The sequence below is a fragment of the Paractinoplanes hotanensis genome, from assembly GCF_023717965.1.
Taxonomy (GTDB): domain Bacteria; phylum Actinomycetota; class Actinomycetes; order Mycobacteriales; family Micromonosporaceae; genus Actinoplanes; species Actinoplanes polyasparticus.
In genome coordinates this window covers 105,982-131,553 of the sequence record NZ_JAMQOL010000034.1, presented here as the reverse complement: position 1 = coordinate 131,553, position 25,572 = coordinate 105,982, and the positions used below count along the sequence as shown (strand labels likewise).

The window sequence follows — 25,572 nt, the reverse complement described above, 5'->3', positions numbered from 1 at the left end:
GCTTACGACGTGCTCTCGCTCTCGCCGCCGCCACGGCCGCCGCCATCACCGGCGTCGTGGCCGGACCGGCCCCCGCCCAGGCGGTCGCCGCCACCACCCTGGCGTCCACCATCGCGCTGGTTCACCACGTGCCTGACCACGAGCCGCACGATCGACCTGAACAAGTCCAGCTGCCTGCTCACGAGGCCGTAGCGCGGTCTCAGGCGACGCAGAACTCGTTGCCCTCGGGGTCGAGCATCACCACGTGGCCGAGCTGGTCGCCGTAGTGGTGGTCGCGGACCTCGGTCGCGCCGGCCGCGCGCAGCTCGGCGACCCTGGTTCGGATGAGGCGCTCGCGGGCGGGCATGTCCCACGGGGGCTCGCCGGCCACCCGGAGGTCGATGTGGAGGCGGTTCTTGCTGGTCTTCGGCTCGGGCACCCGAAGGAAGCTGATCGCCGGGCCGCGGCCGCCGGGGTCGATGAGCGAGGCGCCGTCGGGGTCGTCGTAGCCGGGCTCGGCGATGTAGCCCAGCGCCGTCGCCCAGAAGGCGGCCAGCCGGTGCGGATCGGCGGCGTCCCCGCCGAGGGTCCAGTGCGTCGACATGTCCTGCACGTTAGCCCCGCCAGGCGGGCGGTACAGGCCCGAACCGGGGCTGGGGCAGGGTCAGCGCCACGCGGCGGCGAACGTGGGCTCTGCGGCGGGCTGAGCCTCGGTGAGGCCGGCCGGCAGGTGGCGGTGCAGTTCGGCGGCCCGGGTGGTGGCCAGCCAGGACTCCTGGCGCAGGCTGTCGCGAGTGCGGCGGGCCAGTTCGGCGTCGTGGGCGGCGGCACGCTCGGTGGCCACGGCGCGCTCGTAGTGGTCGCGCAGGTGGCCGGCGGCGGCGCGGAAGACGACCAGTTCCTGCTCCAGCGGGTGCAGGCGCGCGTCCCAGCCGGCCCGCCCGGCCAGCGCGTCGGCCACCGCCGCGGCCGGCAGCCAGCCGTTGTCGGCGGCGGTGCGGACGGCCTTGTGCAGGAAGCGCTCGCGGGCCGCGTACTCGGTGGGGGTCTGCGCGCTCCACGGGATGCCGAAGGCGGCGCCGGCCCGGCGGGTGCGCAGCCGGGCGTCGGCGTCCAGCCAGGCCTGCCAGGCCTCGGTGACCTCGTCGGAAGCGAGCTCCCAGCGCTCCTGCCAGCGGTCGGCGGCCAGCGCGGCCCGGTCGGCGGCGACGCGCACCTCCTCGGCGAACTGGGTGGCCGCGATGGCCTCGAGGGCCAGTTCGCGGCGCTCCTCGGTGCGGTCGCGCAGCCACGAGAACGTCTCGCGCAGCGCCTGCATCGGGTTGGCCATCGCCCGCGGGCTGGCCAGCAGCAGCATGGCCGGCAGGGTGAGGATCCACAGGGTCACCCAGATGGCCGCCGGGGCCGGGGTGGTCAGCAGCATTTCGGCAACAACGTTGTTCATCGCCAGGAAGTCCTGTCCGCTCGGGGATGTCGGGCTGTGCGCCGACGAGGCGCGAATGGGGTGTGACGAGGCCGACGAGGGGACGGGAATCCGCTCCGCCGAAGGCCGTTCAGCTCCGCGCGGACCGGAGCACAAGGGCAGCCGGAGGCGCGGAGGCGGCGACCACGGGCACGGCCGCGAGGGCCGTCAGCGCGTGATCAGGCGGAGTGGAAAGGCGGGGCGCGGGAGCCGGAGACACCGGCGGTGCGCTGCGCCCGGAGAGCCCGCGTACGGTCGGCGACGGGCGCCGCCGTACGGGTTTCTGCCTCGACCGGCTCGGTGGCCGGAGTGTCGGCAGTGGAATCCGCGGCGGGGGCGGTGTGCGCCACGCCCGCGGAGGAAAGCACCTGTGATGTCGTCTGCGGCGCGGTCAGGCCCAGCGTCAGCAGCAGGAGCAGAAGTGGCAACGACCGCAGCAGAGCGCCGCGGACTGAGTTCGTTGCCATGCGTCCCAATCTACCCACTCGGGCACGAAAGGACAGACGCCACTCCGGATGATCAAGCGTGGGGATGCGGAACCCGCACCCCCACGCCCGACGGTCAGCCCACCCGGCAGCTCAGCGACGGCCAGTTCCAGTTACCGCCGTGCTGAATGGTGAGGCCGAACGTGTTGCCGTTCCCGTTGGGCCGCGCGGTCAGCACCAGTCCGGTGCTGTCGTAGGTGACCGACGCGTTCCAGGTGGCGAGGACCCGCTGCGGCGAGCGCAGGGTCACGGTGACGACCCAGTTGCTCGTGCCGCTGACGGCCACCGAGCCGTTGAAGCGGTCGGACCACTGCTGCCCGGCTGTGTACGTGGTGGTGCAGGCGCCGCTGGTGGGCGGGGGGTTGGTCGGCCCGGAGCCGCCGTCGGGGGCCACGGCCCGGCCGGTGGACGGCGAGATCGTGCCGGCGCACAGGCCACGCTGGGCCAGGCCGGCCGCGATCTGCGGGATGGCCGCGATGGTCGTCTGGTAGTTGTCGTGCATCAGGATCAGTTGGCCGTTGGTCAGCCGCGAGGCGGCCTGCACGATCTGCGCGGTGCTCGCCCCGTTCCAGTCCTGCGAGTCGACATCCCAGGTGACCGTGCGCAGGCCGAGCGCCGAGGCGGCCGACTGGAGCGTCGAGTTGGTCTCGCCGTACGGGGGCCGGAAGATCGTCGGGGTGCCGCCGCCGGCGTTGCGGATGGCCGTCTGGGTGCGCGACAGCTCCGACGACATGGCCGACTGGCTCAGCGTGAGCATGTGCGGGTGCGTGTAGCTGTGGTTGGCGACCCACATGCCGGCCGACACCTGGGCCGCCACGAGGCCGGGATTGGCCGCCGCGTTCTGCCCGGTGTTGAACATCGTGGCCCGCAATCCGTTGCTGCGCAACGTGTTCAGCAGCGACGTGGTGGTGCCCGGGTTGGGCCCGTCGTCGTAGGTGAGGCCCACGTAGCCGTTGGCGCAGCTGGCGGCGGCCTGCGCCGGGGGGATGAGGGCGACCGCGCCGGCGCCGGCCAGCAGCGCCGCCGCGACGGTCAGTAACAGGGATCGAGGACGGATCACGGGGGACTCACCTTCGTCGGTTTCGGGGGAGTGTGGCGGCGGACAGCCGGTGGAAGCCGTCCGCCGTCACGCGATCGACGATCGTCGCTGGATTCATCTTGGGAGCGCGTCCACGATCCGTCAACCTCTAACTTCCGGCGAATTATCGGCTGGTGGGACCGCTGATCATGGCGACAAGAAGTCCGAAACTTTCGGTCATCTGACGGAAAGCACGTCGGTCAGGCCGTCCACCCTGGCCCGGCCTCGAAGCGCGCCCGAGCCGGCGTCCAGCCAGACCACTCCGTTCTCGCCCCCGGCATAGAGCCGCGATCCGTCCGCGCTGAGCCGCAACCCGCGTACGGCCGACGGCAGCACCCACGTCGCCAGGGCCTGGTCGGTGGTGCGGTCGAGCGCGTGCACGGTGGCGCCGTCGGCGGCCAGCAGCCGGGCGTCCGGGCTGAAGACGAGACTCGCTGCGCCCCGGCCCGCCCCGATCCGGGCCACCCGCTCGATCCGCAGCGTTTCGGTGTTCGCGTGCGCGATCGACCCGGATGCCGTGTCCAGCACCGCGAGCCGCGTCCCGTCCACCGCCAGCGCGTGCCCCTCGGCCGGCCCCTGCCCGAACGGATCGGGCAGATCCAGGCAGTACGCCCAGCGCTCGGCCAGGTGCAGCACGTGGACGAACGCGTGCACGTGGCTGCGGGTGCCGTTGAGCAGGTTGCGGGTGTGCTGGTGCTCGGGCTGGTGGGTGTAGAGCGTGTACAGCGTCTGCCTGTCCGGCGAGTAGACCGCCTGCCGTCCACGGCCCTGCATCTGCTCCTCGGCGCCCGCGGGCACGGGCGTCTTGTCGCGCGTGAACAACGGGTGCAGCTTGCCGTCGTTGAAGTCCAGCAGCCGTACGCGGTAATGCCCGGGCCGATCGGCGGGCAACCAGTCGAGCACGAACAGGCCGGTGCCGTCGGACGTGAAGGCGTCCGGCTCGACGCACCCCGGCAGGTTGAACTTCTGCCGCCGGCCGGCCCCGATCACCAGCAGGCCCGAGGTGGTGCGGGCGGCCGGCGGCTCGCCCGGCGGAGTCGTCAGCAGGACGCACAGATCCGACGACTCGGCAACCACCCGGGGCACCCACCCACCCCCGATCGACTGCTTCCGGGCGGGTGCCCCGGTCACCGCGTCCACCCGTACGAGGCTGTCGCCGGCGACGGCGTACGCGGTGTGGCCGGACCGGCTCAGCACCGACTGCGCGCCGATCGGGCGCACCTCGGTTCCGCTGAGCCGCACGACCCCGGAACGGCTGCCTGCCAGCAGCACATCGGGCACCGAGGACGACAGTGCGGCGGCTGCCTCGCGCTCGCGGCAGCCGGCCAGGGCGGAGGCGGCGAGCACGCCACCGGAGAGCGTCAGGAACGAGCGGCGTGTGGTCATGTCTTGCTGACACCACAACTTCGCATCGGGTTCCGGGAACCGTTCCGCCGCGGCCGGTGTCAGTGCAGTGTCGGTGCGAATAAGGAGCCGAGGCTGAGAGAGGCCATCGAGATCGACGATGCGACGGCGGTGAGCCGGGCGCGGGGTGGCGACCTGGGGGCGTACGAGATCCTGGTCGCCCGCTACACCGTGCCCGCGCACCGGGCCGCCGTGCTGCTCGGCGCGGGTGACGACGCCGACGACGTGGTGCAGGAGGCGCTGGTGAAGGCGTACCGGCAGTTGTCGCGCTACCGCGGCGAGTCCGGCTTCCGCCCGTGGCTGCTCGCGATCGTGGCCAACGAGACGCGCAACCTGCACCGGTCCCGCCGGCGCCGTGACGGCCTCGCCCTGCGCGCCGCCTCGGCGTCCGAGCCGCTGCCGGACGCGCCCGACCCGGCCGACACCGTGCTGGCCCGCGAGCGCCGGCAGAGGCTGGTCGACCGGCTGCGGTTGCTCGAGCGGCGCGATCAGGACGTGCTCGTCTGCCGCTTCCTGCTCGACCTCAGCGAGCAGGAGACGGCGGCGGCCCTGGGTGTGCCCAAGGGCACGGTGAAGTCGCGGACCTCGCGGGCGCTGGCCCGGTTACGCGAGCACCTGCGGGCCGAGGAGGTGCCCGGTGCCTGAACGCGACGACGACCTGATCGCCGAACTGCGCGGCCTCGACGGCTGGCTGGCCGTGCCCGAGGCGGCCGACCAGCGGGTGGCCGTCCGCGAGCGCCTGACCGCCCGCCGGGGCAGCCGGTGGCGGGTCTGGCTCGCGGCCGTCGTGGCGGCGGTCGCCGTCACCGTGGTCGCGGTCGAGCCGGCCCGGGCCGCCGTCGTCGACGTGGTCGCCTCGGTGCTGCGGGTGGCGGGCATCGAAGTACGCCGGGAAGCCGCTCCGCCGATTCCGGAAGCAAGCCCCAGCCCGCTGCCCTCGGCCGGTGCGGTCAGCCTCGAGGCGGCGAAACAGCGGGCTCCGTTCGTCGTGCGGATGCCGGCCGCACTCGGCCCACCCGAGCGCGTCGAGGTCGCCGATCCCGACGACAACGGAGTGCCCCGGGTGGTCAGCGCCCTCTATCGCGGCGGCACGGTGCGGTTCGACCAGTTCGACGGGTCCGCAGGCGCCTTCTTCAAGCAGGCGAGTGAGGCCGAGTGGGTCGAACTGGGTGGCGACATGGCGATCTGGCTGCCCGGACCGCACACGCTCACCTACGTCGACCGCACCGGGGCCGAGCGCAGCGCGACCGCCCGGCTGTCCACGCCCACCCTGATCTGGGAGCGCGGTCGGGTGACGTACCGGCTCGAGGGCTTCACCAGCCGCGACGAGGCCCGCGCGGCCGCTCTGTCACTTTCCTGATCAAGGTCGTTCAGGAGCTGTCCACATCGCGCCATGTCGTCTCTGCGGCACCGCGAAGACCTCCCGGCCAGACATCGGCGCACTTCAAAATGCGTGGCAACCCCACGCTAAGGAGTCGGCCTTGTCACCACACAAGCGCCTCACCCGCGCACTTGCCGGCGTCCTGATCGGAGCCGGCAGCGTCGCCGGGTTCCCCCCAGGACCCGCCGCTGCCACCCCGGCCGCACCCGCGCCCGCTCGCGCCGCAACCCCTCCGGCCGCGCAGGCGATCACGCTCGTCACCGGCGACCTCGTCCAGCTGGCTCCGGCCGGCGAGGGCCGGGTGGCGGCGACGGTGCGGCCGGGCCCCGGTCGCGAACGCATGTCGTTCACGACCACCGAGACCAAGGACGGCATCCGGGTCGTCCCGCGTGACGCCGTGCCACTGATCGCCGACGGACGCGTCGACGCGGAGCTGTTCGACGTGCAGCGCCTCGTCGACGAGGGCTACGGCGACGCGGCCAGCCCGACTCTGCCGCTGATCGTGCAGTCGTCGCCGGGCGCCCGCGCCCTGAGCGCCGCCCCGGGCACCGATCTGCCCAGCCTCGGCGCCGTGGCCGTGCGCGCCGACAAGAAGTCGCTCGCGGACTTCTGGCGTACGCAAGCTGGCGCCGAAACCGGCTCACGCACCGCACCCACCGGCAAGATCTGGCTCGACGGCAAGGTCGAGCCGGTGCTCGATCGCAGCACCGCGCAGATCGGCGCGCCGGATGCCTGGAAGGCCGGCCTGGACGGCGCCGGCGTCAAGGTGGCCGTGCTCGACACGGGGGCCGACCAGACCCATCCCGACCTGTCCGGGCGCGTTCTCGAGGCCCGGGACTTCAGTGGTAGCAACACGGGCACGACCGACCACTTCGGACACGGCACACACGTGGCCGCCACCGTCGCGGGCTCGGGCGCCGGAGCGAACGGCGCCCGCAAGGGTGTGGCGCCCGGCGCACGGCTACTGATCGGCAAGGTGCTCGACGACAGCGGCTCCGGCTACGAGTCCGGCATCATCGCCGGCATGGAGTGGGCGGCCGGCGCCGGCGCCAAGGTCGTCAACATGAGCCTGGGCGGCGGCGCCACCGACGGCACCGACCCGATGAGCGCGGCCGTCGACGAGATCAGCGCGGCCACCGGCGCCCTGTTCGTGGTGGCGGCGGGCAACGAGGGCCAGGACTACACCGTCGGCACGCCCGGCGCCGCGCCCTCGGCCCTGACCGTGGGCGCGGTCGACCGCGACGACCGGATGGCCGAGTTCTCGAGCCGGGGCCCGCGCTTCGGCGACGAGGGCCTGAAGCCCGAGATCACCGCGCCCGGCGTCGGCATCGTCGCCGCCCGCGCCGAGGGCACCGCGATGGGTGAGCCGGTCGACGCGCTCTACACCGCGGCCAACGGCACCTCGATGGCCACGCCGCACGTGGCCGGCGCGGCCGCCATCATCGCCCAGCAGCACCCGGACTGGACCGGCGCCCAGATCAAGAACGAACTGGTCAGCACGGCCCGGACCCAGGCCGACACCTCGGTCTACGCGCAGGGCGCGGGCCGGGTCGACCTGACCCGGGCCACCACCCAGCAGGTGTACGCGACCGGAGTGGCCGACTTCGGGCTGCGCGCCCTCGACGACACCCCGGCCAAGGTCGAACGCACCGTCACCTACACCAACACGGGCGCCGCCCCGGTGACGCTGGCCCTGAGCAAGAACGTCGCCGCGGTCAGCCTCTCGGCGGCCACGGTGACCGTTCCGGCCGGCGGCACCGCCGACGTCACGCTCACCTTCGACATCGCCGCGGCCACGCCCGGCCAGTTCAGCGGCTGGCTCACCGCCACCGGACCGGGCGACGTCAAGGCCACCACGGCGATCGGCGGCACCCTGGACAAGGAGCGCCACCTGGTCACGTTCAAGGCCGTGAACCGGGCCGGGGAACCCGCGGCCGTGCCGGTGCTGCAGGCGTTCGGTGACGAGCACCGTTACGACATCCTGAACTACCTCATGACGGGTCAGGAGAAGACGTTCCAGGTGGGCGCGGGCGACTACCTGGTCGACGCGACCATCCAGGACGGCGACCGCTCGGACGAGCAGGACAACCTGATCACCATCCCGGAGCTCCGGGTCGACCGCGACCTGACCGTGGTGCTCGATGCCCGTACCGCCAAGCCGATCCGCATCGAGACGCCCAAGCCGGCCGAGCAGCAGACGGTGGAGAGCTACTACGTGCACCGGGTCACCGGCGCCGGTCGCAGCGTCATCAACGGCTTCATGAACTTCAGCACGATCCAGAAGATCAACGTGACGCCGACCGCGAAACTCCGCGCGGGCAGCTACGAGTTCTCGTCGCGCTGGCAACTGGTCGCTCCGCTGGCGCAGGCGACCATCCCGGGCGTCACTGGGGAGCTCGACGTCAACCCGGTCGTGACCTCCCCGATGTACGACGGCACGCGCCGCTTCGACCTCGTGAAGGGCCTCGGCGGCAAGGCCCGCGGCAAGGCGGTCGTGATCGAGGCCGACAACCAGGAGGACGCGTCGCAGGCCGCGGCCGACGCCGGCGCGGCTCTGGCCCTGGTCGTGGTGCCGGCCGACCGCAGCGCCTGGCAGCCGTGGGAGCCCAGCAGTCCGAGGCTGCCGATCCCGACCGCGCTCGTGCCGAACGACGACGGACAGCGGATCCTGGCCCGGGCCGCCAAGCCCGGCGCGAGCATCTCGTTGACGCTCACCCCGAACAGCCCCTACCTGTACGACGTCTTCCAGGTGACCAGGAACCAGGTGCCCGCGGCCGGGATCGTGCACAAGGTCACCGCGGCCAACTCGCACCGGGTCACCGCGAGCTACCCGGACAACGGCGGCCTCGAATGGATCAAGGAGCAGCGCTTCGCCTGGCGCCCGGCCCAGGAGTACTCCTGGAACGACACGTACCGTCAGGTCCGCACGCCGTCGGTGCGCGAGGAGTGGGTGTCGGTCGGTGACACCGTGTGGCAGCACCAGGTGCACCACGAGTTCTCCTGGATCAACTTCGGCGGCAGCCTGCTGGGCGGCATCGAGGAGGACCCGGTCTCGTACCCGAAGGCCGGCGCCTCGTCGGAGACGTGGAACAAGCCGGTCGTCCGGCCGGCCACGCCCAGCGGCTACACCAACACCCGCGAGGGCAACACGCTGAAGTTGCGGATCGCGTCCTTCGTGGACAGTAGCGACACACACCACCTGGTCGAGGCGACCCCGACGACGCTCTCCCGCAACGGCGCCGAGATCGCCACGCTGAACGACGGATGGCAGGACGTGCCGGTGCGGGCCGGGACCGCCACGTACAAGCTGGCGATGACCACCAAGCGGCTCAGCATGGACGCCGCCGACTGGCAGTACGGCACGTCCACGGCGACCGAGTGGACCTTCAAGTCGGGCGGCGCGGGCACTCTGCCGCTGCTCCAGATCGGTTACGACGCGCCGGTCACCCCGACCGGCGTGACCACGAGGCTTCCGCATCTGCTCGGCGTCAAGGCGCCGAACGCGCGGAAGGTGAAGGTGGAGACCTCGGCCGACGAGGGCAGAACCTGGAGAACGGCTCTGACCATCGGCTCGGCGGTCGTCGTGCCGGCCGGGAAGGGAACGGTGTCGCTGCGGGTGACCGCCTCGGACCGGTCCGGGAACTCGGTCACGCAGACCGTGATCCGGGCCTACGGCCGGGCATGAAACCGCTCGCCGAGGACCGGTGGCCGGCCTACAGCCAGCCCCGCCGGGCGGCCTGGAACGCCAGGCCGGCCCGGGTGTCCACGCCGGCCGCCTCCATCAGGCGGTCGAGCCGGCGCTGGACCGTCCGGCGGCTGACGCCGAGCTGGGTGGCGATGGACTTGTCCGGCAGCCCCGCGACGAAGAGCGACAGCAGCAGCTTGTCGGGCTCCTCCTCGGTGCCGTCGGGCAGTAGCGGAGTGGCGCGCTCCCAGTAGCTCTCGAAGAGAGCGACGAGGGCGTCGAGGAGCTCACTGGGGCGGATCAGCGCCGCGGTGGGCTCCCCGACGCCGCGTGAGGCGTCGGGCACGAGCGGGCAGATCGCGAGGTTCCGATCGGCGATCGCCAGGCGTACGGGCAGGGTGGGAAGCGTCCGCGAGAGCTCGCCCAGCCGCATCGCGTCGACGATGCTGTCCAGCTCGCCGGGCTTCTCGAGCAGGTCACGTTCGTAGATCGCCCGGTAGCGGACGCCGCGTTCCAGTGCCCCGGACTCCTCCTCGTTGTCCGGGCCCTGCATCGCTATCGGGTTGGCCCGGCAGAACCAGAGGATCTCGTCGCGGGCCGAATCCTGCATTTCTCGTAGCCGGCCGCGCAGGGCCGGTGCGCCGACCACGATCTCGACCAGGTGGTCGGAGTTCCGCCGGCGGGTGTTGGTGCGGTACTCCTCGCTGAGCGCGGCCACCATCTGCCGCGACGACTCGAGGGCCTGCTGCTCGCGCAGCAGCGTCTCGCCCAGCGCGACGTCGGCCGGCAGGGCGTGAAACAGCGGGCCGGGCGTGGCCAGGCCCTTGCGGTGCAGGGCTTCGAGCAGCGCGGAAGCCTCGACGGGATCGAGGCCGGCCTGCGCCGCCAGATCCGTCGGGGCAGCCCCGGCCATCCGCACGAGCAGGCGGTAGGCGTGCTGCTCCGGTGTGGAGAGCAGGTCGGACACGCGGTAACTGTAGTGAGCGTTCCGAATCTTTCCGGATATCGATATCTGGCAAACACGCAGAGCATTGATGGAAGTACGCTGAGTGTCTTCGTTGCCCCCGTCATCGATGAGGACACCGCAGCCATGACAGTGACCGCAGATGAGACAGCGCAGCCGGCGATCGCGGCCGGCCCGCATCAGACACCGTGCCTGGTGATCGACGTCGACGTGGCCCGTGAGCAGTACAGACGGATCGCCGACGCCTTCGCCGGGGCCCACATCCACTACGCAGTGAAGGCCAATCCCGAGCTGCCCCTCCTGCAAGCGCTGGTCGCCGCCGGGTGCCGGTTCGACGTCGCCAGCCGGGCCGAGATCGACCTCTGCCTGGCCGCCGGCGCCTCTCCGGGTGACCTCAGTTACGGCCATCCGATCAAGAAGAGCGAGGATATCGCGTACGCGTACGCCCGTGGGGTACGCATGTTCGCCTTCGACAGCGAGGGCGAGCTCGACAAGATCGTCCGGCACGCGCCCGGTTCCTCGGTGCTGTGCCGGGTGCTCGCCTCCAGCAAGGGGGCGCGCTGGCCGCTGAGCCGCAAGTTCGGGTGCGTGCCCGAGATGGCGGTCGACCTGATGAAAGTGGCGGCGTTGCGCGGGCTCGACCCGGCCGGCATCGCCTTCCACGTCGGGTCTCAGCAGCTCTATCCGGAAAGGTGGGAACCGAGTGTCGCCACCGCCGCGGCAATCTTCACCGAGCTCCGCGAATCGGGCATCTCGCTCCGCATCCTGAACGCCGGGGGCGGCTTCCCGGTCTCGTACCGCACACCAGTCGCGCCGATCTCGGCCTACGCGGCGGCGATCGGGGCGGCCGTGCGGCGGCACTTCGGGCTGTTCACACCGTCGCTCATGATCGAGCCGGGCCGGTACGTGGCGGCGCCCGCCGGGGTGCTGTACACCCAGGTCGTGCTGGTCGCGCGCAAGTCCTATGACGACGACGAGCCGCGCTGGGTCTACCTCGACGTGGGCCGCTTCGGCGGGCTCGCCGAGACGGAGGAGGAAGCCATCCAGTACGAGCTGTCGACGGTCCGGGCCGGCCCGGACGGCCCGGTGATCCTGGCCGGACCGACGTGCGACAGCGTCGACATCCTCTACCAGCACGCACCCTACGATCTCCCGCTGGACCTGGCGGCCGGCGAGGTGATCCGCATTCTGGGGACGGGTGCTTACACGGCGACGTACTCGTCCGTGGGGTTCAACGGGCTACCACCCCTGCGGACGGTGGTCCGCTGACCTCCCGTTTCCCCCGTCGCGGCCGTGGCTGTGCTGCTCCCGGGCACGGCCACGGCCGGCGTCTGATAGGCATGGCTCGTGTCTTCACTGCCTGAATTGACCGAGTCGGTGCGCGAGTTCGCGCGTGCGCGCGATTGGGAGAGGTTCCATACGCCCAAGAACCTCGCCATGGCCCTGGCCGGAGAGGTGGGGGAGCTGCTGGCCGAGCTGCAGTGGCTCACGCCCGAGCAGTCGGCCGCGGTGATGAGCGACCCCGAACTGGGGCCGCGGGTGCGGGCCGAGATCGGCGACGTGACGATCTATCTCGTCCGGCTGGCCGACGTGCTCGGCGTCGACCTGGTCGAGGCGGCCGCCGACAAGCTCGCTGACTCCGGTCGCCGCTACACCGTGGAGGCCGCGCGCGGCTCGGCGGCGAAGATCGAAGACTGAGCGGAGTGAGGGGACGGAAGCCGGTCACTTGAGCGACGGCATCTCGTCCCCGCAGCGACACCCTTCATTGAGAGGGTGCGGCGGTGCTGAAAGATCACGCCGCGCGCCTCACGGGATTCGCGGGGTCCTGCCTGATCGCCCTCGGCGGGCTCGGCGCGGGGGCCCTCCCGGTCGGCATCCCGTTCTTCGCCGGGCTCAAGCACGTGCGGATCGGGCTGTTCGCGGTCTACGGCGGCCTGATGCTGCTGTTGCTCGCCTGGTGGTGGCTCGGCCGGCTGAGCGCGGCCGGTGACACCCGCGCGATGTGGCGTACCGCCGCGCTCTGGTCCGCGCCCCTGCTCGTCGCGCCGCCGATGTTCAGCCGCGACGTCTACAGCTACCTCGCCCAGGGGCTGATGCTCGGCGACGGGATGGACGTCTATCGAGCCGGGCCGTCGGCGCTGGGTGGCTTCTTCGCCGAGCAGGTGCCCGCGATCTGGCAACACACGCCCAGCCCGTACGGCCCGGTCTTCCTGCTGACCGCTCAGCTGGTCACCGCGCCGATCGGCGGGCACCTGCTGACCGGCGTGGTCGCGATGCGGTTGCTGGCCGTCGGCGGCCTCGCGCTTCTGGCGTACGTGCTGCCGACGCTGGCCACCTCGGCCGGAGTTCCCCCGCACAAGGCGGTGTGGCTCGCCGTCCTGAACCCGCTCGTGCTGATCCACTTCGTCGGCGGCGCGCACAACGACGCGTTGATGGTCGGCCTGCTCGCGGCCGGGCTGGCCGCCGCCGTCCGGAACCGGCCCCTGGTGGCGACGCTGCTGATCGTGGCGGCCGGGCTGATCAAGGCGCCGGCCGTCCTGGGCCTGGTGGCGGTCGCGGTGATCTGGGCGTCGCGGATCGACGGCCGGCTACCCCGGCTGCGCGCGTCGGCGGCGGTGGGCGCCACCGCGGCCGCGGCCACCGCGCTCCTCACTCAGATCGCGGGCACCGGCTACGGCTGGATAGCCGCCCTGGACACGCCGATCTCACCGCAGAACCTCTCGTTGACCAGCGTGCTCGGCCGCTGGACGGCCGGCCTGTTGCGCGAGGACGGCGTCGGCGAGGTCTTCGCGCTCAACCTGTGGCGCTGGCTGGGTGTGCTGGCCACGCTGGTGGTCGCCGGTCTCGTCTGGGCCTGTCTCGACCGCCTGGGTCCGCTGTACGGGCTGGGATTGGTGCTGATCGCACTCGTGGCGTTCGGCCCGGCGCTGCGCCCCTGGTATCTGATCTGGGGCCTGGCGCCGCTGGCGGCAGCGGCCGGTCATCGCTGGGTGCGGCGCGCTCTGGCTGCCGTCTGCGGGGTGATGACGCTGGTGGTGCTGCCCGACGGCTTCGCTGTGGACGGCGGGGAACTGTTGCTGGCGACGCTGGGCGGCCTGGCCGGATGTGCCGCCTTCCTGGTAGTGCGCCTGGCCGCCGCTCCGGCCGCCGACCGGCTCGTCCCCGCCCGGGCCGCCCGATGACGCGCCTCCGGGTGTCGATCGTGGTGGTGGCCGCGATCGCCGTCGGCGTCTTCCTGGTCACCGTGCCGACCTTCCGGGAGTTCTTCGACCTCGGCGTCTACCGCGGCGCGGTGCGCTCGTGGCTGCTCGACGGCAACGAGCTGTACGACTTCCTCTATCAGGACACTCAGTACGGCTTCACCTATCCGCCGTTCGCGGCGCTGGTCCTGGGCCCGCTCGCGTTGACCAGCTGGCCGGTCGCGATCGCCTCGAGCGTCGTCGTCAACGCGGCGGCGGTGGCCCTGCTGCTGCGCTGGTTCCTAGCTCCGGTCGTACGGCGGCACGGCGGCCCGATGTGGTTCGTGTGCTCGCTGGCCTTCCTGGCAATCCTCGTCTTCGAACCGGCCCGGGACACGTTCAGCTTCGGCCAGGTCAACCTGGCCCTGCTGGTGCTCGTGCTGGCCGACCTGCGCGCCCTGACCACGGGCCGCCGCTGGGCCGGCATCGGCATCGGCCTGGCCGCCGCGATCAAGCTGACTCCGATCGTTTTCATCGGCTACCTGATCGTGACGAGGCAGTACCGCGCCGCGGCGACCGCCACAGCCACCGCGGCCGCCGCGACGCTGCTGGCCGTGCTGGTCGCCCCGGCCACGTCGGCCCAGTTCTGGCTGACCGCGCTCTGGGACACCGACCGCGTGGGCCGCCTCGAATACGTCTCCAACCAGTCGCTGCGCGGCGTCGCCGCCCGCCTCGAGCTGCCCTCGACCTGGTGGCTGGCGGCGGTCGCGCTGATCCTGGCCGTGTGGTTCCTGCGCGTACGCCTGCTCCGCGACACCCCCGACCACGCCGCCGGCTTCGCCGCCACCGGCGCAGTCGCCTGCCTGATCAGCCCCGTCACGTGGGTGCACCACCTGGTCTGGCTGCTGCCGGCGTTGTTCCTGCTGGTGGACGCCGCCCTGCAGTCCCGTTCCCGCCCCCGCCTGGCCGTCCTGGCCGCCACCTACGTGATCCTGAGCAGCAGCGTGGTCTGGCTCTGGTGGGCCGGCGCCGACGGCTTCCCGGCCGCGATCGGCAGCAACACCTACGTCTGGATCAGCATCGGCCTGCTGCTGACCGTTCCCTTCCGGGCCGCCGTCCCGGCTCCTGACTCGTCAGATCTACTCACCGAAAGTCACTGACCCCGAGGCTCAAGCTGCTGAGCGGCTACGGGGTCGAGTTCGCGCAGGGGTTTCGGTGCGGGCGACCGATGCCGGTGAGTCCGGGGCGTGCCGCACCGTGCTGAGCGTGGTCAGGCACTCGCGGGCGGCCAACCGGGCCAGGGTGGGGAGCAGGTCGGTGGAGCGGCGCAGGAGCCAGCGGTTGCCCTTGGTGGCCATCCACCAGACCCGTTCGCCGAGGCTGGGCTCGGGGTTGGTGGCGGCCAGCCCGGGCAGGTGGCGGACGGGGTGGCCGGCCTCGCGCAGCGCGCCGGCGAAGCGGTGGGCCAGCAGGCGGTGACCGCGCTCGGAGGGGTGCAGGCGGTCGACGCTCCAGTTGGTGCGGGCGTAGGCGGCGCCGGCCAGGTCGACGTGGATGGTGTCGTGGGTCTCGGCGATCCCGTCGAGAATGTCGTTGAGGGCGTTCATCCGCCGGCCCAGCGGCCGCGCGATCACACCGGGCAGGCCGAACATGCGGCCGGGGTCGGGCAGGCGGGCGGTCAGCACCGTCGCGCCGGTCGCGGAAAGGGCCGCGACCATGTGGGTGAGGGAACGGCCGAGGACGCCGGGGTCGAAGTCGCCGCGGAGGGTGTCGTTCATCCCGACCAGCACGGAGGCCAGGTGCGGGCGCAGGTCGAGGGCGGCCGGCAGCTGACGCTCGGCCACATCGCCGATGCGGGCGCCGCTGACGGCGAGGTTGTGGAAGTCGGTGTCGGGCGGGAGGGCGTCGGCGAGCAGAGCCGCCCAGCCACGCCGGCCGCCGCCGGGCATCGGATCGCCGTACCCGCTGGTGACGGAGTCACCCAGGGCCGCAAAGCGGATCATAAGCAAACTGTGGACCAGCTGGGGGTTCGCCGGATCACACTGCCGTGTCCGTGTGGCGAAGAGCTGGCTAAGTCGAGTGATGCCCTGACCCGGGCGCTCGGTTCCACCAGAGCGAAAGCCCCACACCGCCCAGCACCAGAACCGAGGCGGCCAGCACGAACCAGAACGTGATCTCGACTTCCTGCTTGCGGAGGGTGAACTCGCGGGGCAGGTCGGTGAGCACGTCCACCAGCTGGTCAGCGTCCTCGGCGCGGAAGTACCGGCCGCCGGTCGTGTCGGCCACCTGGGTCAGGGCATCCTCGTCGATCTGCATGTTGCGGCCGCCGCGGCCACCGCCCCAGCCCCGGCCGCCACCGAACGGGGAGTCGTCGCCGATCTGGTCGGCGGTGCAGACCATCGGCGCCGGCTCCGTTGTGCCGAAGCCGATCGTGTAGACCCGCAGCCGTCGAGCCGCCGCCTGTTCGGCCGCGGTCACCGGGTCGACGCCGGTGGTGTTGGAGCCGTCGGTCAGCACCACGATCGTGTCCGGCTCGTAGTCGCCCGGCTGCCCCGGCGCGTTCAGGTCGACACCCGTCTTGGCCACCCGCGGATTGCTCTCGGCAACAGCGTCGATCGACGTGAGAATCGCCTGGCCGATGGCGGTGCCCCGGCCGGTGCGCAGAGTTCCGATCGCATCCAGCAGCGAGTCCTTGTCGGTGGTGGGCGCTACCAGCAGGCCCGCGATGCCCGAGAAGGCGACCAGCCCGATCCGGGTGCCGTCCTCCTGCTTCTCGATGAACTGCCGGGCCGCGTCGGTGGCGACTCTGAAGCGGTTCGGCTCGATGTCGGTCGAGCACATCGAGCCCGAGACGTCGATCGCCAGCAGCACCGACGTGCTGTTCGAGGGCACGGAGACCGACGACTGCGGACGGGCCAGCGCGCCGCCCAGCGCCAGCAGTCCGGCCAGGAACAGGAAGACCGGGAGGCGCCGGCGCCACGACGTGCGGCCGGGGAGCGCGGCCCGGATCAGCGCGACGCTCGACACCGTGACCGCCGCCCGCTTGCGCCGCCGGTTGAACCACCAGCGGATCGCCAGCAGCAGCGGCACCGCCAGCAGGGCGGTCAGGGCCCACGGCCAGCTGAACGACATCAGATGATCCTTCCGTGCCAGCGGGAGCCGAGGACGGCGCCCAGCATGAGCAGCAGCAGGGCGGCGCCGGCGAACGGCGCGGTCAGTTCGAGCGGTTCTTTCTTGGCGGTCAGGCGCAGGTCGATGCCCTTGGTGGTGTCGGTCAGCGTGGCCGCGTCGCCGGAAGGCAGATAGGCGCCACCCGTCGTCTGGGCGACCGTGGTGAGCAGAGCCGGGTCGAGCGCCGTGCCCAGTTGGAAGCCGTCGACCTCGACTGTCGCGCCGCGTTCGGTGCCGACGCCGACCGTCTGGATGCGCACCCCGGCCGCCGCCGCCAGTTCGGCCGCGGCCACCACATCGGGCCCGCCGGTCTCCTGCCCGTCGGAGAAGACGACGATCGTGGCCGACGGCCAGTAGCCCAGGTCGGGCGGGGCCGCGCCCTCCTCGGGCAGGGTGATCGGCTTACCCGTGATCGTGCCCAGCGCGACCAGGATCGCCTTGCCGAGGGAAGTGCCGCCGCTGGCCGAGAGCCGGTTGATCGCGGCCAGCGCGGCCTGGTGGTCGTCGGAGGGGGCCTGGGTGAGCAGCGCCTGGTCGCCGAAGACGAGCACGCCGACGTCGACCGTGCTGGGCTGCTCGTCGACGAACGCGCGGGCGGCGGTCTGGGCGGCGCCGAGCCGGGTGGGCTGCACGTCGCCGGCCCGCATGCTGTTCGACACGTCGAAGGCGAGCAGCACCGTTCCCGAGACGCGGGGCACGGTGACCTCGGCCTGCGGCCGGGCCAGCCCGACGAGCAGGACCGGCAGGGCGAGGAGAACGAGCGCGTACGGGAGATGGCGGCGTAGCGCTCCCGTCGGCGTGAACCCGGCTTTGCGTAACGCGGCCGTGCGCCTCTTCTGCAGATTCACGTACGCGTAGACGGCCGCCGCCGTCACGAGCAGGGCGACCGCGAGCACGACCGGATACAGGAAGCTCACCGGCGCCCCCGCCCCGAACGTTGCACCAGGTCGATGAGGGCGGCCAGCAGGTCCTGGTCGGTGGTGACGCGCTGGGCGCTCACCCCGGCCCGGCGCATGCCCGCGGCCAGTTCCGTCTCGCGGGCGCCGGCCTGATCGGCGAGCCGGCTGCGCAGCAGCGGATCACTGGTGTCGACCAGCAGTTGTTCGCCGGTCTCGGCGTCCTCGACCAGGATGACGCCGAGGTCGGGCAGCTCGACCTCGGCCGGGTCGACCACCCGGATCACCACGACCTCGTGCCGGTGGGTGAGCCGGGCCAGGGGTCTGTCCCACCCGGGGTCGCCGATGAAGTCGCTCATCACGAAGATCAGGCTGCGCCGGCGGGAGGTGGTGGTCGCGGCCAGCTGCAGCATGGCTTCCAGGTCGGTGGTCTTGCCGAGCTTGCCCCGGGGCGGCGGTTGCAGCAGCTCACGGGTGATCCGCAGCACCTGGTCGCGGCCGCCGCGGGGCGGGATGACCTGGTGGCCGGCGTTGTCGTAGAGGATCGCCCCGACCCGGTTGCCGCCCCGCGAGACCAGCCGCGCGATGCTGACGGCGAGTTCGGTGGCGGTCGATTCCTTGCCGGCGCCGCCGCTTTCGGAGGGACGGCCGAACCGCATCGAGGCCGACCGGTCGATCACCAGCCAGGCGGTGAGCTCGCGGTCCTCGGTGTACTGCCGCACGTACGGCTCGTCGAGGCGGGCCGTGACGTTCCAGTCGATGTGGCGCACGTCGTCCTCGGCCGTGTACAGCCGCAGGTCGGTGAAGTCGATGCCGGCGCCGTGCCACACCGTGCGGTAGTTGCCCTGCAGCCGCCCGTCGAGCCGCCGCCCGAGCCGCCATTCCAGGCGCCGCAGCAAACGATCCGGGGCTGAGCTCATGTCAGCGGCCCCGGCCCGCCGGCTCCGGGATCGCCACGTTGGCCAGCACCTTCTGCAGGATCACGTCGGCCGTGACGTCGTCCGAGAGGGCTTCGTACGAGAGCACCAGCCGGTGCCGCAGCACGTCCAGGGCCAGGTCGCTCAGATCTTCCGGTACGACGTACTCGCGGCCCCGGATGAAGGCGAGCGCCCGCGCGGCCAGCACCAGGCTGATCGACGACCGCGGGCTGGCGCCGAACGTGACGTACCGGGCGAGGTCGGTCAGGCCGATGCGAGCCGGGTCCCGGGTGGCGTGGGCGAGCTGCACGGCGAACTCGATCAGTGACGGGTCGACGTATACCTGGTCGGCCTGCTGCTGGAGGGCGACCAGCTTCCCGGGGTCGATGATCTTCTGGATGACCGCGGCCGGGGTGAGCGCCCGCTCGACGACGACGAACTCCTCGGTGACGCTCGGATACCCGACCAGCACCTTCATCATGAAGCGGTCGATCTGGGCCTCGGGCAGGGGATAGGTGCCCTCGGTCTCGATCGGGTTCTGGGTGGCCATGACCAGGAACGGGTTGGGCACCTGGTGGGTTTCGCGGCCGATGGTGACCTGTCTTTCCTGCATCACCTCGAGCAACGCGCTCTGCACCTTGGCCGGCGCCCGGTTGATCTCGTCGGCCAGCAGCAGGTTGGTGAAGACCGGGCCCAGCTGCACCTGGAACTCGCCGGTGGGCTGGTGGTAGACGCGGGTGCCGACGATGTCGGCCGGCACCAGGTCGGGGGTGAACTGCACCCGATGGAACTCGCCGCCGATCGCCTCGGCCAGGGACTTCACGGCGAGGGTCTTGGCCAGGCCGGGTACCCCCTCGACCAGGATGTGGCCGCGCGCGAGCAGCGCCACCAGCAGCCGCTCGAGCAGGTGGTCCTGGCCGACGATCGTCTTCTTGACCTCGTACAGCACCTTCTCGATCGGCCCGGCCGAGGCCGGCAAGGCGTCGTTCCAGTTGTAGGCGCCGCGTGCCGGCATGTTCATGCGTCCGTCCTTCTGGTGGGCCGAGGTGGTCACAGCGGTGGGTTGCGGCCGTCGCCCTCCCCGGCGCCGAGTGCGGCGCCGATCGGGACGGCGAAGCCGATGCCGATGAATGTGCCGTCGTCGGTCGGGTTGGCCAGCGCCACCACGATGCCGATCACCTGGCCGCGGTCGTTGAGCAGCGGGCCGCCCGAGCTGCCCGGGTTGACGGCCGCGTCGAACTGGATGAGCCCGGCGATGTCGCCGCCCCGGTCGCGGCTGAGCGTGCGTTCGAGGCCGGAGACGACGCCGCTGGTCGTGGTGGCGGTCAGCCCGAGCGGGTTGCCGATGGCCACCACGTCGTCGCCGATCGCCGCGCCGCCGCCGAGCACCGCGGGCACCAGGGTCTCGGGGAGCGTGGCGGGTCGCAGGGTGGCGATGTCCTGAGCGGCGCTGGAGGTGACCACCTCGGCCGGCGACTCGGTGCCGTCGGCGTACGCGACGGTGATGTTCTTCGCCCCCTCGACGACGTGGAAGGCGGTGAGGACGGTGCCGTCGGCGTTGGCGATCACTCCGGTTCCGGTGTCGGCCCCCGCGCCGCTGCCGGTCGCCTTGATCAGCACGACCGAGGGGCGGAGCGCCTGATAGAGCTGGGGAACGGTGAGGGGCCCGTCGGAGGCCGAGGGCGTGGCCGACGGGAGCGTCCGGGCCGGAGACTCCGGATCGCCGTCGTCGCGCAGCAGCACCACAGCCGTGATCGCGACGGCCCAGACCGCCACGGCGCCGATCAGCAGCTTCCGGCGCAGATCGGACTTCTTCCGCGTAGGCGCCGGAGCCTCGGGTGGTGCCTGCTCCGGGTCCGGGGACCGGAGCACCTCCATCTCCATCCATCGACTGTAGGAGCGTTTTCTCAAAGCCGCCCCAGAGCCGGGGCCGGGAATCCCGAGGTGTGGAATCGCGGATGGTGGGCATTGCCACGCTATGACCCAAGCCGCCCTACCTGTGAGTTCCCCGCACCGCCGTCGCTGGCTCGCGCTCGCCGGGTTCGGCCTGGCGGTGTTCGTGGCCGCCGCGATCGGCGGGCTCGGCGTCAGCGGCGCCGGCGCCGAGTACGGCGGCCTCGAACAACCCGCGTGGGCGCCGCCCTCATGGTTGTTCGGCCCGGTCTGGACCGTGCTCTACGTGATGATCGCGGTCTCCGGGTGGCTGGTCTGGCAGCGCGTGGGCTTCACCCGGCCGCTCTGGCTGTGGTCGGCCCAGCTGGTGCTGAACGCGATCTGGACGCCGCTGTTCTTCGGCGCCGGGCAGTACGGGCTGGCCTTCGCCGACATCGTGCTGCTCTGGCTGCTCATCGGTGCGACCGTCGCCGCCTTCTGGCGGGTGCGCCGGCCCTCGGCTGTGCTGCTGGTGCCGTACTGGGCCTGGGTGACCTTCGCCGGCGCCTTGAACCTCTCGATCTGGCTGATGAACACCTGAGCGTGCCAATTTCGGTCGGGGGACCTTCCTAAGTGGGCCTTCGTCACTGCAAGATGATCGCGGTGACACTATGAGTGATACTGGGCTACCGCTGAGCGTGCTGACCGAGATCGGCAGTCCGATCCGGGAGTCCCGGCTGACCGGGGTCGACGAGCTCGCCCGGCTGGCCTGGGGCGCCGACCTCGCGCTGGCGGCGTCCGCCCGCCACGCCCTCCAGCAGATGACGGAGGACGACAGCCGCAGCGTCTCGGCCGCGGCCGTCGCTGCCCTGGAACGCACGGCCGTGCGCCTCGACCCCGAGCGCATCGACTTCGGCACGGTCGCCGCCGAGACCCAGCGCCTGGTGGCCGAGGTGCGCGTCGACGGGCCGCCGCTGGCTGTCGCCGGGGCCACGGTCACCGTCTCCGGTCCCGGCCTGCGGGCCATGCTGAGCGACCGCACCCTGCGCATCATGTGGCTGCCCCGTTCCGACTGGCTCGACGGCTCGGTCACCGTGCGCGGCCCGGCCGGATGGGCCGACGTCCGCGTCACCGGCCAGGTCGGCACCGCCGGCGCTCCCTTCGCCCCGGCCGGCGGCTCGGCCTACGGCACCTCCGGCTCGGCCTACGGCACCTCCCGCGGCGCCGAGCCCGAGGGTCTGCGCACCTACGACGGGGGAATGGTCGCCAACGGCTACGGCCCCTCGCGCGTCACCGTGCTGCCCGCCCCGCCCAGCCCCGGCCGCCGTCAGATCGGCACCACCGTGCTGGTCGCCATCCTCACCACGCTGGTCGTGCTGGGCGGCGCCGGCGTCGCGATGGCCCTGCTCAGCGACGGCCGGTCCGAGCCCCCGCCGGTGGTCGCCCTGCCCACCCAGCCGCAGCCCCAGCCGGCCGAGGCGTTCGAGTCGGCCGAGCCGGCCAGCCCCGCGCCCGAGGTCACCCGGGTCCCGCTCGCCCAGCGGGTGAAGAGCGTTGCCAAGCCCCGGGTGATCGGCACGATCCGGGTCGGCGCCGAGCCCGAGGGGGTCGCGGTCGCGCCCGACGGCCGCACGATCTACGTGGCCAACCAGAACAGCCGCATCCTCTCCGTGGTCGACGCGGCCACCCGCAAGGTCACCCCGGTCGTCCTGCGCAACACCCCGCGCTTCGTCGCTGTGTCGCGCGACGGCAACACCGTCTTCGTCTCGATGTACGAGGACGACAAGCACACCGGCAGCGGCGTCGCGGTCGTCGACACCCGCAGCCGCAAGGTGCTCCGCTACCTCGACACCGGCCACATGCCGTACACGCTGGCCGTGGCCCCCGACAACAAGCTCTGGGTGCCGATCCACAGCGACGGCCGGCTCGAGATCTTCAGCTCGGGCACCCTGCGCATGGTCAGCGAGCTGCCGGTCAAGCCCAACCCGCACGCCGTGGGCTTCTCGAGCGACCAGATGCGCGCCTTCACCGCCAACCACGAGTCCAACGCGGTGACGGTGATCGACATGCGGACGAACGGCGTGCTCCGCAGCATCCCGGTCTCCCGGGCGCCGCACAGCATCGCCGTCTCGCCGGACGGGCGGATGGCACTGGTCGCGGGCTACGAGGCCGACGCGGCCAACCTCATCGACACGGTCACCCTCAAGCGCACCGGCCCGTTCAAGGTGGGCCGCGACCCGCAGAGCGTGGCCTTCTCAGCCGACAGTCGCTACGGCTACACGGTCAACGAGGGCGACGGCACGATCTCGGTGCTCAACGGGCGTACGGGTGCGGTCACCGCGACGGTCAAGGTCGGTAAGAGCCCGCGCACGATCGGGGTGTCGCCCGACGGCCGGCTGGCCTACGTGTCCAACGGCGGCGACAACACCATCTCCATCCTGCGGGTGGGGGAGTGAGCCGACGCGATCGGAGCGCCGGTGAGGTGCTGGTGCGGCGGCTCCACGCCGAACACGGCGCGGCCCTGCTGGCGTACGCGACCAGGCTGAGCGGCGATCGGGCCGCCGCCGAGGACATCGTGCGCCAGACGTTGCTGCGCGCCTGGTCCGACCCGGCCGCCCTCAGCGCGGAACGGGGGGCCGTACGCGCTCGTCTTTTCGGTGTTCTGCGCGAGGTCGCCGGGGCTCCGGCCGACCCGCTCCAGATGCTCGGCGCGGTCGGCACGCTTCCGCCCGAGGAACGCGAGGTGCTGAACCAGTTGTACGTCCAGGGGCGTGATGTCAAAGAGGCGGCAGCGTCGCTCGGTCTTCCGGCCGAGACGGTGAAGTCCCGCAGCTACCAGGCCCTGCGCCGGCTGCGGGAGGCGCTGGCGGCCGGTGTCACGACGGGAGCAGCATGAGCGGGCACGAGACCGGGCAACTCGGGGCGTACGCCCTGGGTGTGCTCGACGACGACGAGTGGGCCGCCGTGCACGCCCACGTCGAGGACTGCCCGCAGTGCCGGGGCGAGGTCGGCGACCTGCGCGCGATCGAGGAACGGCTGGGTGAGATCCCGCCCGAGGCCTTCCTGGAGGGCCCGCCGCCCGGCAGCGACCTGCTGCTGGCGCGAACCCTTTCCCAGGTACGGCAGGAGGGCCGCGGCCAAGACCGGCGGCGCCGGGCGCTGTGGGCGCTCGGTGCGGTCGCGGCCGCCCTGGTGGCGGTGGCCGGCGGGCTGTTCATCGGCCGCGCCGGGGCGGGCTCGCCCGACTCCGTGGAGCCGCCGCCCGTGGTCGCGGCGCCCCGCACGATCACCGCAACCGACCAGGTCACCGGCACGTCGCTGAACGTCACGATCACCCCGGCCGTGGGCTGGGTGCGGCTGCGGGCCACGGTGGCCGGTGTGCCGGCCGGCTCCCAGTGCCGCTTGTTCGTGGTGGCGCGCGACGGCTCCCGCGAGTTCGCCGGAAGTTGGCTGGTCGGCGCGTCCGGCACCACTGTGGACGGCAGCGCCCTGGTCGCGCCGGCCGAGGTGACGGCGGTCCAGGTCGAGACGTACGCCGGGCAGGTTCTCGCCACCGCCCCTATCTAGAACCCCCACCCGACGCCTATGCTCAGATCGTGATTGCTCGATCGACTCAGCGTCACCGCGTCGGGATCCGGTCATGACCGGGGCCGGCTGGGTCGCGCTGGCGATCGTCAGTGTCGGATCGCTCTGTTACGCGACCGCCTCGATCCTCCAGGGCGTGGGCGCCCGCCGCAGCGTCGGCACCGCGCAGACCATGGCCCATCCGCTCTACCTGGCCGGCATCTTCTTCGACATCCTGGCCTGGGTCGGCGCGATGATCGCGCTGCAGACCCTGGCCGTCTACGTGGTCGAGTCCGTGCTGGCCGGCTCGCTCGCCTTCACCGTGCTGGGCGCGCGCATCGTGCTCGGCTCCCGCCTGCGCCGGCGCGACATGGTCGCCGTAGTGATCACGATAATCGCGCTGACGTCCCTGGCGTTCTCGGCCGGCCCGCAGCACGCCGTCGACACCACTAACGAGCTGCGCTTCGCCCTGTGCGGCGCCGCCGCCGCGATGGTCCTTGTCGGCTACGGCGCGGCCAAGGTGGACGCTCCCGGCGGCATCATCGCGGCCTGCGCCGGCCTCTCCCTGGGCGGCGCGGCCCTGGTCGGCCGCTCCCTGCCGGTCCCCGAGGGCGCAGGCGCGGGCGAGGTGACCCTGTCCCTCCTCACCGAGCCGCTCTCCCTGGCCCTGCTGGTCTTCGCCGGCACCGGCATGACCCTGTACGCCCACGCCCTGCAACACGGCGACGTCGGCCCGGTGACCGCGATCCACTGGACGGCCGAGGTGATGGCCCCCTCGATCGTCGCCGTGGTCTTCCTGGGCGACACAGTGCGCGACGGCTGGCTGCTCCCAGCCGGCATAGCCTGCGCCCTCACCGTCGGCGCAGCGATCGTGCTGGCCACCGCCCCCGCCACGCACGCCACCCACGTCGAGGCCCCGGCCGAGGGCGAACCCGTCCCCGCCGGCCCGTCCGCCCTGCCCCCGCAGCCGGTCCGCCCGGCCCTGGGCGCACCCCCACTGCCGGTGCTGCCCCAGCCCGCCGGCGAACGCATCATCTGGTGGGGCCCGCCCCCGATCTGGCGCCCACCGGACAGGGGCCGCCCGGTCGACCCGACCTACCGAGCGCTACCCCTCCCGGCCGCCGCGGCCCCCCGCTTCGTCTGGGCCGCACCCCCACGCCGCCGCTGACCGGTCCGGAATGGTGGATGGCATAGCCGGCCCGGTGTACCGTGCCGTTAACAGGGGATCGTCGCCATGACGAAAGTCTTCGGGCTGGAGGTCAGGCGCGCTGTCTTGTATAAGATCGAACCCGCTCCGGCACTGCCCAGCTCTACCCGTCCGTGAGGGCCGTTCATTCAGGGGTTTGAACAGCCCCAGGTCGGGAGAGCGATCCTTCGGGACATCCGCATAGGCGGACTGCCCCTGGAGGATTGGAGTCCAGAATGAGGTTGCACCGCCCTTAGGTTGGTGCGAGGTGGACCTGTTCCACCTCCTCGAGTTGGTTCGACCGGATCCCACCGACGCTTGACGTCGGTGGAATCTGTCCAGGGAAGGA

25 protein-coding genes are annotated in these 25,572 nt (G+C 72.2%); 12 read left to right on the top strand and 13 right to left on the bottom strand.

Annotation, left to right across the window (positions count from 1 at the left end; genetic code table 11):
• Positions 1-2: 2 nt before the first annotated feature.
• The 6 genes from LXN57_RS24515 to LXN57_RS24490 form a co-directional block, all read right to left on the bottom strand.
• Positions 3-164, bottom strand: a complete 162-nt coding sequence (locus LXN57_RS24515) for a hypothetical protein (protein WP_251800522.1) — start codon at positions 162-164, stop codon at positions 3-5.
• A 35-nt stretch (positions 165-199) separates the two neighbouring features.
• The gene (locus LXN57_RS24510; RefSeq protein ID WP_251800521.1) at positions 200-583 is read right to left on the bottom strand and encodes a VOC family protein; all 384 of its coding nucleotides are present in this window, start codon (positions 581-583) and stop codon (positions 200-202) included.
• Positions 584-643: 60 nt separating this feature from the next.
• Positions 644-1,423 carry a hypothetical protein gene (locus LXN57_RS24505; RefSeq protein ID WP_251800520.1) on the bottom strand — a complete coding sequence of 260 codons (780 nt, stop codon included), beginning with the start codon at positions 1,421-1,423 and terminating at the stop codon, positions 644-646.
• Positions 1,424-1,620: 197 nt separating this feature from the next.
• The gene (locus LXN57_RS24500) at positions 1,621-1,908 is read right to left on the bottom strand and encodes a hypothetical protein (RefSeq protein ID WP_251800519.1); all 288 of its coding nucleotides are present in this window, start codon (positions 1,906-1,908) and stop codon (positions 1,621-1,623) included.
• Positions 1,909-2,002: 94 nt separating this feature from the next.
• Positions 2,003-2,986, bottom strand: coding sequence for a polysaccharide deacetylase family protein (locus LXN57_RS24495; RefSeq protein WP_251800518.1), 984 nt, complete (start codon positions 2,984-2,986; stop codon positions 2,003-2,005).
• 195 nt (positions 2,987-3,181) lie between these two features.
• The gene (locus tag LXN57_RS24490) at positions 3,182-4,390 is read right to left on the bottom strand and encodes a YncE family protein (protein WP_251800517.1); all 1,209 of its coding nucleotides are present in this window, start codon (positions 4,388-4,390) and stop codon (positions 3,182-3,184) included.
• Positions 4,391-4,519: 129 nt separating this feature from the next.
• On the opposite strand from LXN57_RS24490, the gene LXN57_RS24485 reads away from it, so the two are divergent.
• The 3 genes from LXN57_RS24485 (at position 4,520) to LXN57_RS24475 (ending at position 9,474) form a co-directional block, all read left to right on the top strand.
• On the top strand, positions 4,520-5,053 hold the full coding sequence (locus LXN57_RS24485) for an RNA polymerase sigma factor (RefSeq protein WP_251800516.1): 534 nt from the start codon (positions 4,520-4,522) through the stop codon (positions 5,051-5,053).
• Entirely contained in the window at positions 5,046-5,768 is a 723-nt protein-coding gene (locus tag LXN57_RS24480) for a hypothetical protein (RefSeq protein ID WP_251800515.1), read from the top strand. Before LXN57_RS24485 ends, LXN57_RS24480 begins: the two co-directional genes overlap by 8 nt.
• A gap of 121 nt (positions 5,769-5,889) precedes the next feature.
• Positions 5,890-9,474: a S8 family peptidase gene (locus LXN57_RS24475; RefSeq protein WP_251800514.1), complete on the top strand. Its 3,585-nt coding sequence runs from the start codon at positions 5,890-5,892 to the stop codon at positions 9,472-9,474.
• Between the two features lie 28 nt (positions 9,475-9,502).
• On the opposite strand, the gene LXN57_RS24470 is transcribed toward LXN57_RS24475, so the two are convergent.
• On the bottom strand, positions 9,503-10,441 hold the full coding sequence (locus LXN57_RS24470) for a helix-turn-helix domain-containing protein (RefSeq protein ID WP_251800513.1): 939 nt from the start codon (positions 10,439-10,441) through the stop codon (positions 9,503-9,505).
• Positions 10,442-10,564: 123 nt separating this feature from the next.
• Here LXN57_RS24470 and LXN57_RS24465 point away from each other — a divergent pair, with 123 nt between their 5' ends.
• The 4 genes from LXN57_RS24465 (at position 10,565) to LXN57_RS24450 (ending at position 14,777) form a co-directional block, all read left to right on the top strand.
• Positions 10,565-11,707: a type III PLP-dependent enzyme gene (locus LXN57_RS24465; RefSeq protein WP_251800512.1), complete on the top strand. Its 1,143-nt coding sequence runs from the start codon at positions 10,565-10,567 to the stop codon at positions 11,705-11,707.
• A gap of 78 nt (positions 11,708-11,785) precedes the next feature.
• The gene (locus tag LXN57_RS24460) at positions 11,786-12,136 is read left to right on the top strand and encodes a nucleotide pyrophosphohydrolase (protein ID WP_438872908.1); all 351 of its coding nucleotides are present in this window, start codon (positions 11,786-11,788) and stop codon (positions 12,134-12,136) included.
• 83 nt (positions 12,137-12,219) lie between these two features.
• Positions 12,220-13,620, top strand: a complete 1,401-nt coding sequence (gene mptB / locus LXN57_RS24455; RefSeq protein WP_251800511.1) for a polyprenol phosphomannose-dependent alpha 1,6 mannosyltransferase MptB — start codon at positions 12,220-12,222, stop codon at positions 13,618-13,620.
• Positions 13,617-14,777, top strand: a complete 1,161-nt coding sequence (locus LXN57_RS24450) for a glycosyltransferase 87 family protein (protein ID WP_251800510.1) — start codon at positions 13,617-13,619, stop codon at positions 14,775-14,777. Before mptB ends, LXN57_RS24450 begins: the two co-directional genes overlap by 4 nt.
• A 9-nt stretch (positions 14,778-14,786) precedes the next feature.
• On the opposite strand, the gene LXN57_RS24445 is transcribed toward LXN57_RS24450, so the two are convergent.
• The 6 genes from LXN57_RS24445 to LXN57_RS24420 form a co-directional block, all read right to left on the bottom strand.
• Positions 14,787-15,620, bottom strand: coding sequence for an SGNH/GDSL hydrolase family protein (locus LXN57_RS24445; RefSeq protein WP_251800509.1), 834 nt, complete (start codon positions 15,618-15,620; stop codon positions 14,787-14,789).
• A 67-nt stretch (positions 15,621-15,687) separates the two neighbouring features.
• Positions 15,688-16,749, bottom strand: a complete 1,062-nt coding sequence (locus tag LXN57_RS24440) for a vWA domain-containing protein (protein WP_251800508.1) — start codon at positions 16,747-16,749, stop codon at positions 15,688-15,690.
• The gene (locus LXN57_RS24435) at positions 16,749-17,705 is read right to left on the bottom strand and encodes a VWA domain-containing protein (RefSeq protein ID WP_251800507.1); all 957 of its coding nucleotides are present in this window, start codon (positions 17,703-17,705) and stop codon (positions 16,749-16,751) included. The genes LXN57_RS24440 and LXN57_RS24435 overlap by 1 nt, the downstream gene beginning before the upstream one ends.
• Positions 17,702-18,604, bottom strand: coding sequence for a DUF58 domain-containing protein (locus LXN57_RS24430; RefSeq protein WP_251800506.1), 903 nt, complete (start codon positions 18,602-18,604; stop codon positions 17,702-17,704). The genes LXN57_RS24435 and LXN57_RS24430 overlap by 4 nt, the downstream gene beginning before the upstream one ends.
• Position 18,605: 1 nt before the next feature.
• Complete coding sequence (locus LXN57_RS24425) at positions 18,606-19,616, bottom strand: AAA family ATPase (RefSeq protein ID WP_251800587.1); 1,011 nt, start codon at positions 19,614-19,616, stop codon at positions 18,606-18,608.
• Positions 19,617-19,651: 35 nt separating this feature from the next.
• Positions 19,652-20,485: a S1C family serine protease gene (locus tag LXN57_RS24420; RefSeq protein WP_251800505.1), complete on the bottom strand. Its 834-nt coding sequence runs from the start codon at positions 20,483-20,485 to the stop codon at positions 19,652-19,654.
• A gap of 94 nt (positions 20,486-20,579) precedes the next feature.
• On the opposite strand from LXN57_RS24420, the gene LXN57_RS24415 reads away from it, so the two are divergent.
• The 5 genes from LXN57_RS24415 (at position 20,580) to LXN57_RS24395 (ending at position 25,205) form a co-directional block, all read left to right on the top strand.
• The gene (locus tag LXN57_RS24415; RefSeq protein WP_251800504.1) at positions 20,580-21,074 is read left to right on the top strand and encodes a TspO/MBR family protein; all 495 of its coding nucleotides are present in this window, start codon (positions 20,580-20,582) and stop codon (positions 21,072-21,074) included.
• A 70-nt stretch (positions 21,075-21,144) separates the two neighbouring features.
• On the top strand, positions 21,145-22,929 hold the full coding sequence (locus LXN57_RS24410; RefSeq protein WP_251800503.1) for a YncE family protein: 1,785 nt from the start codon (positions 21,145-21,147) through the stop codon (positions 22,927-22,929).
• Positions 22,926-23,369 (top strand): sigma factor-like helix-turn-helix DNA-binding protein, encoded by a 444-nt coding sequence (locus LXN57_RS24405; protein WP_438872907.1) that lies wholly within the window; start codon positions 22,926-22,928, stop codon positions 23,367-23,369. Before LXN57_RS24410 ends, LXN57_RS24405 begins: the two co-directional genes overlap by 4 nt.
• Positions 23,366-24,040, top strand: a complete 675-nt coding sequence (locus LXN57_RS24400) for an anti-sigma factor (RefSeq protein ID WP_251800502.1) — start codon at positions 23,366-23,368, stop codon at positions 24,038-24,040. The genes LXN57_RS24405 and LXN57_RS24400 overlap by 4 nt, the downstream gene beginning before the upstream one ends.
• Before the next feature lie 73 nt (positions 24,041-24,113).
• On the top strand, positions 24,114-25,205 hold the full coding sequence (locus tag LXN57_RS24395) for a DMT family transporter (protein WP_251800501.1): 1,092 nt from the start codon (positions 24,114-24,116) through the stop codon (positions 25,203-25,205).
• Positions 25,206-25,572 lie beyond the last annotated feature (367 nt).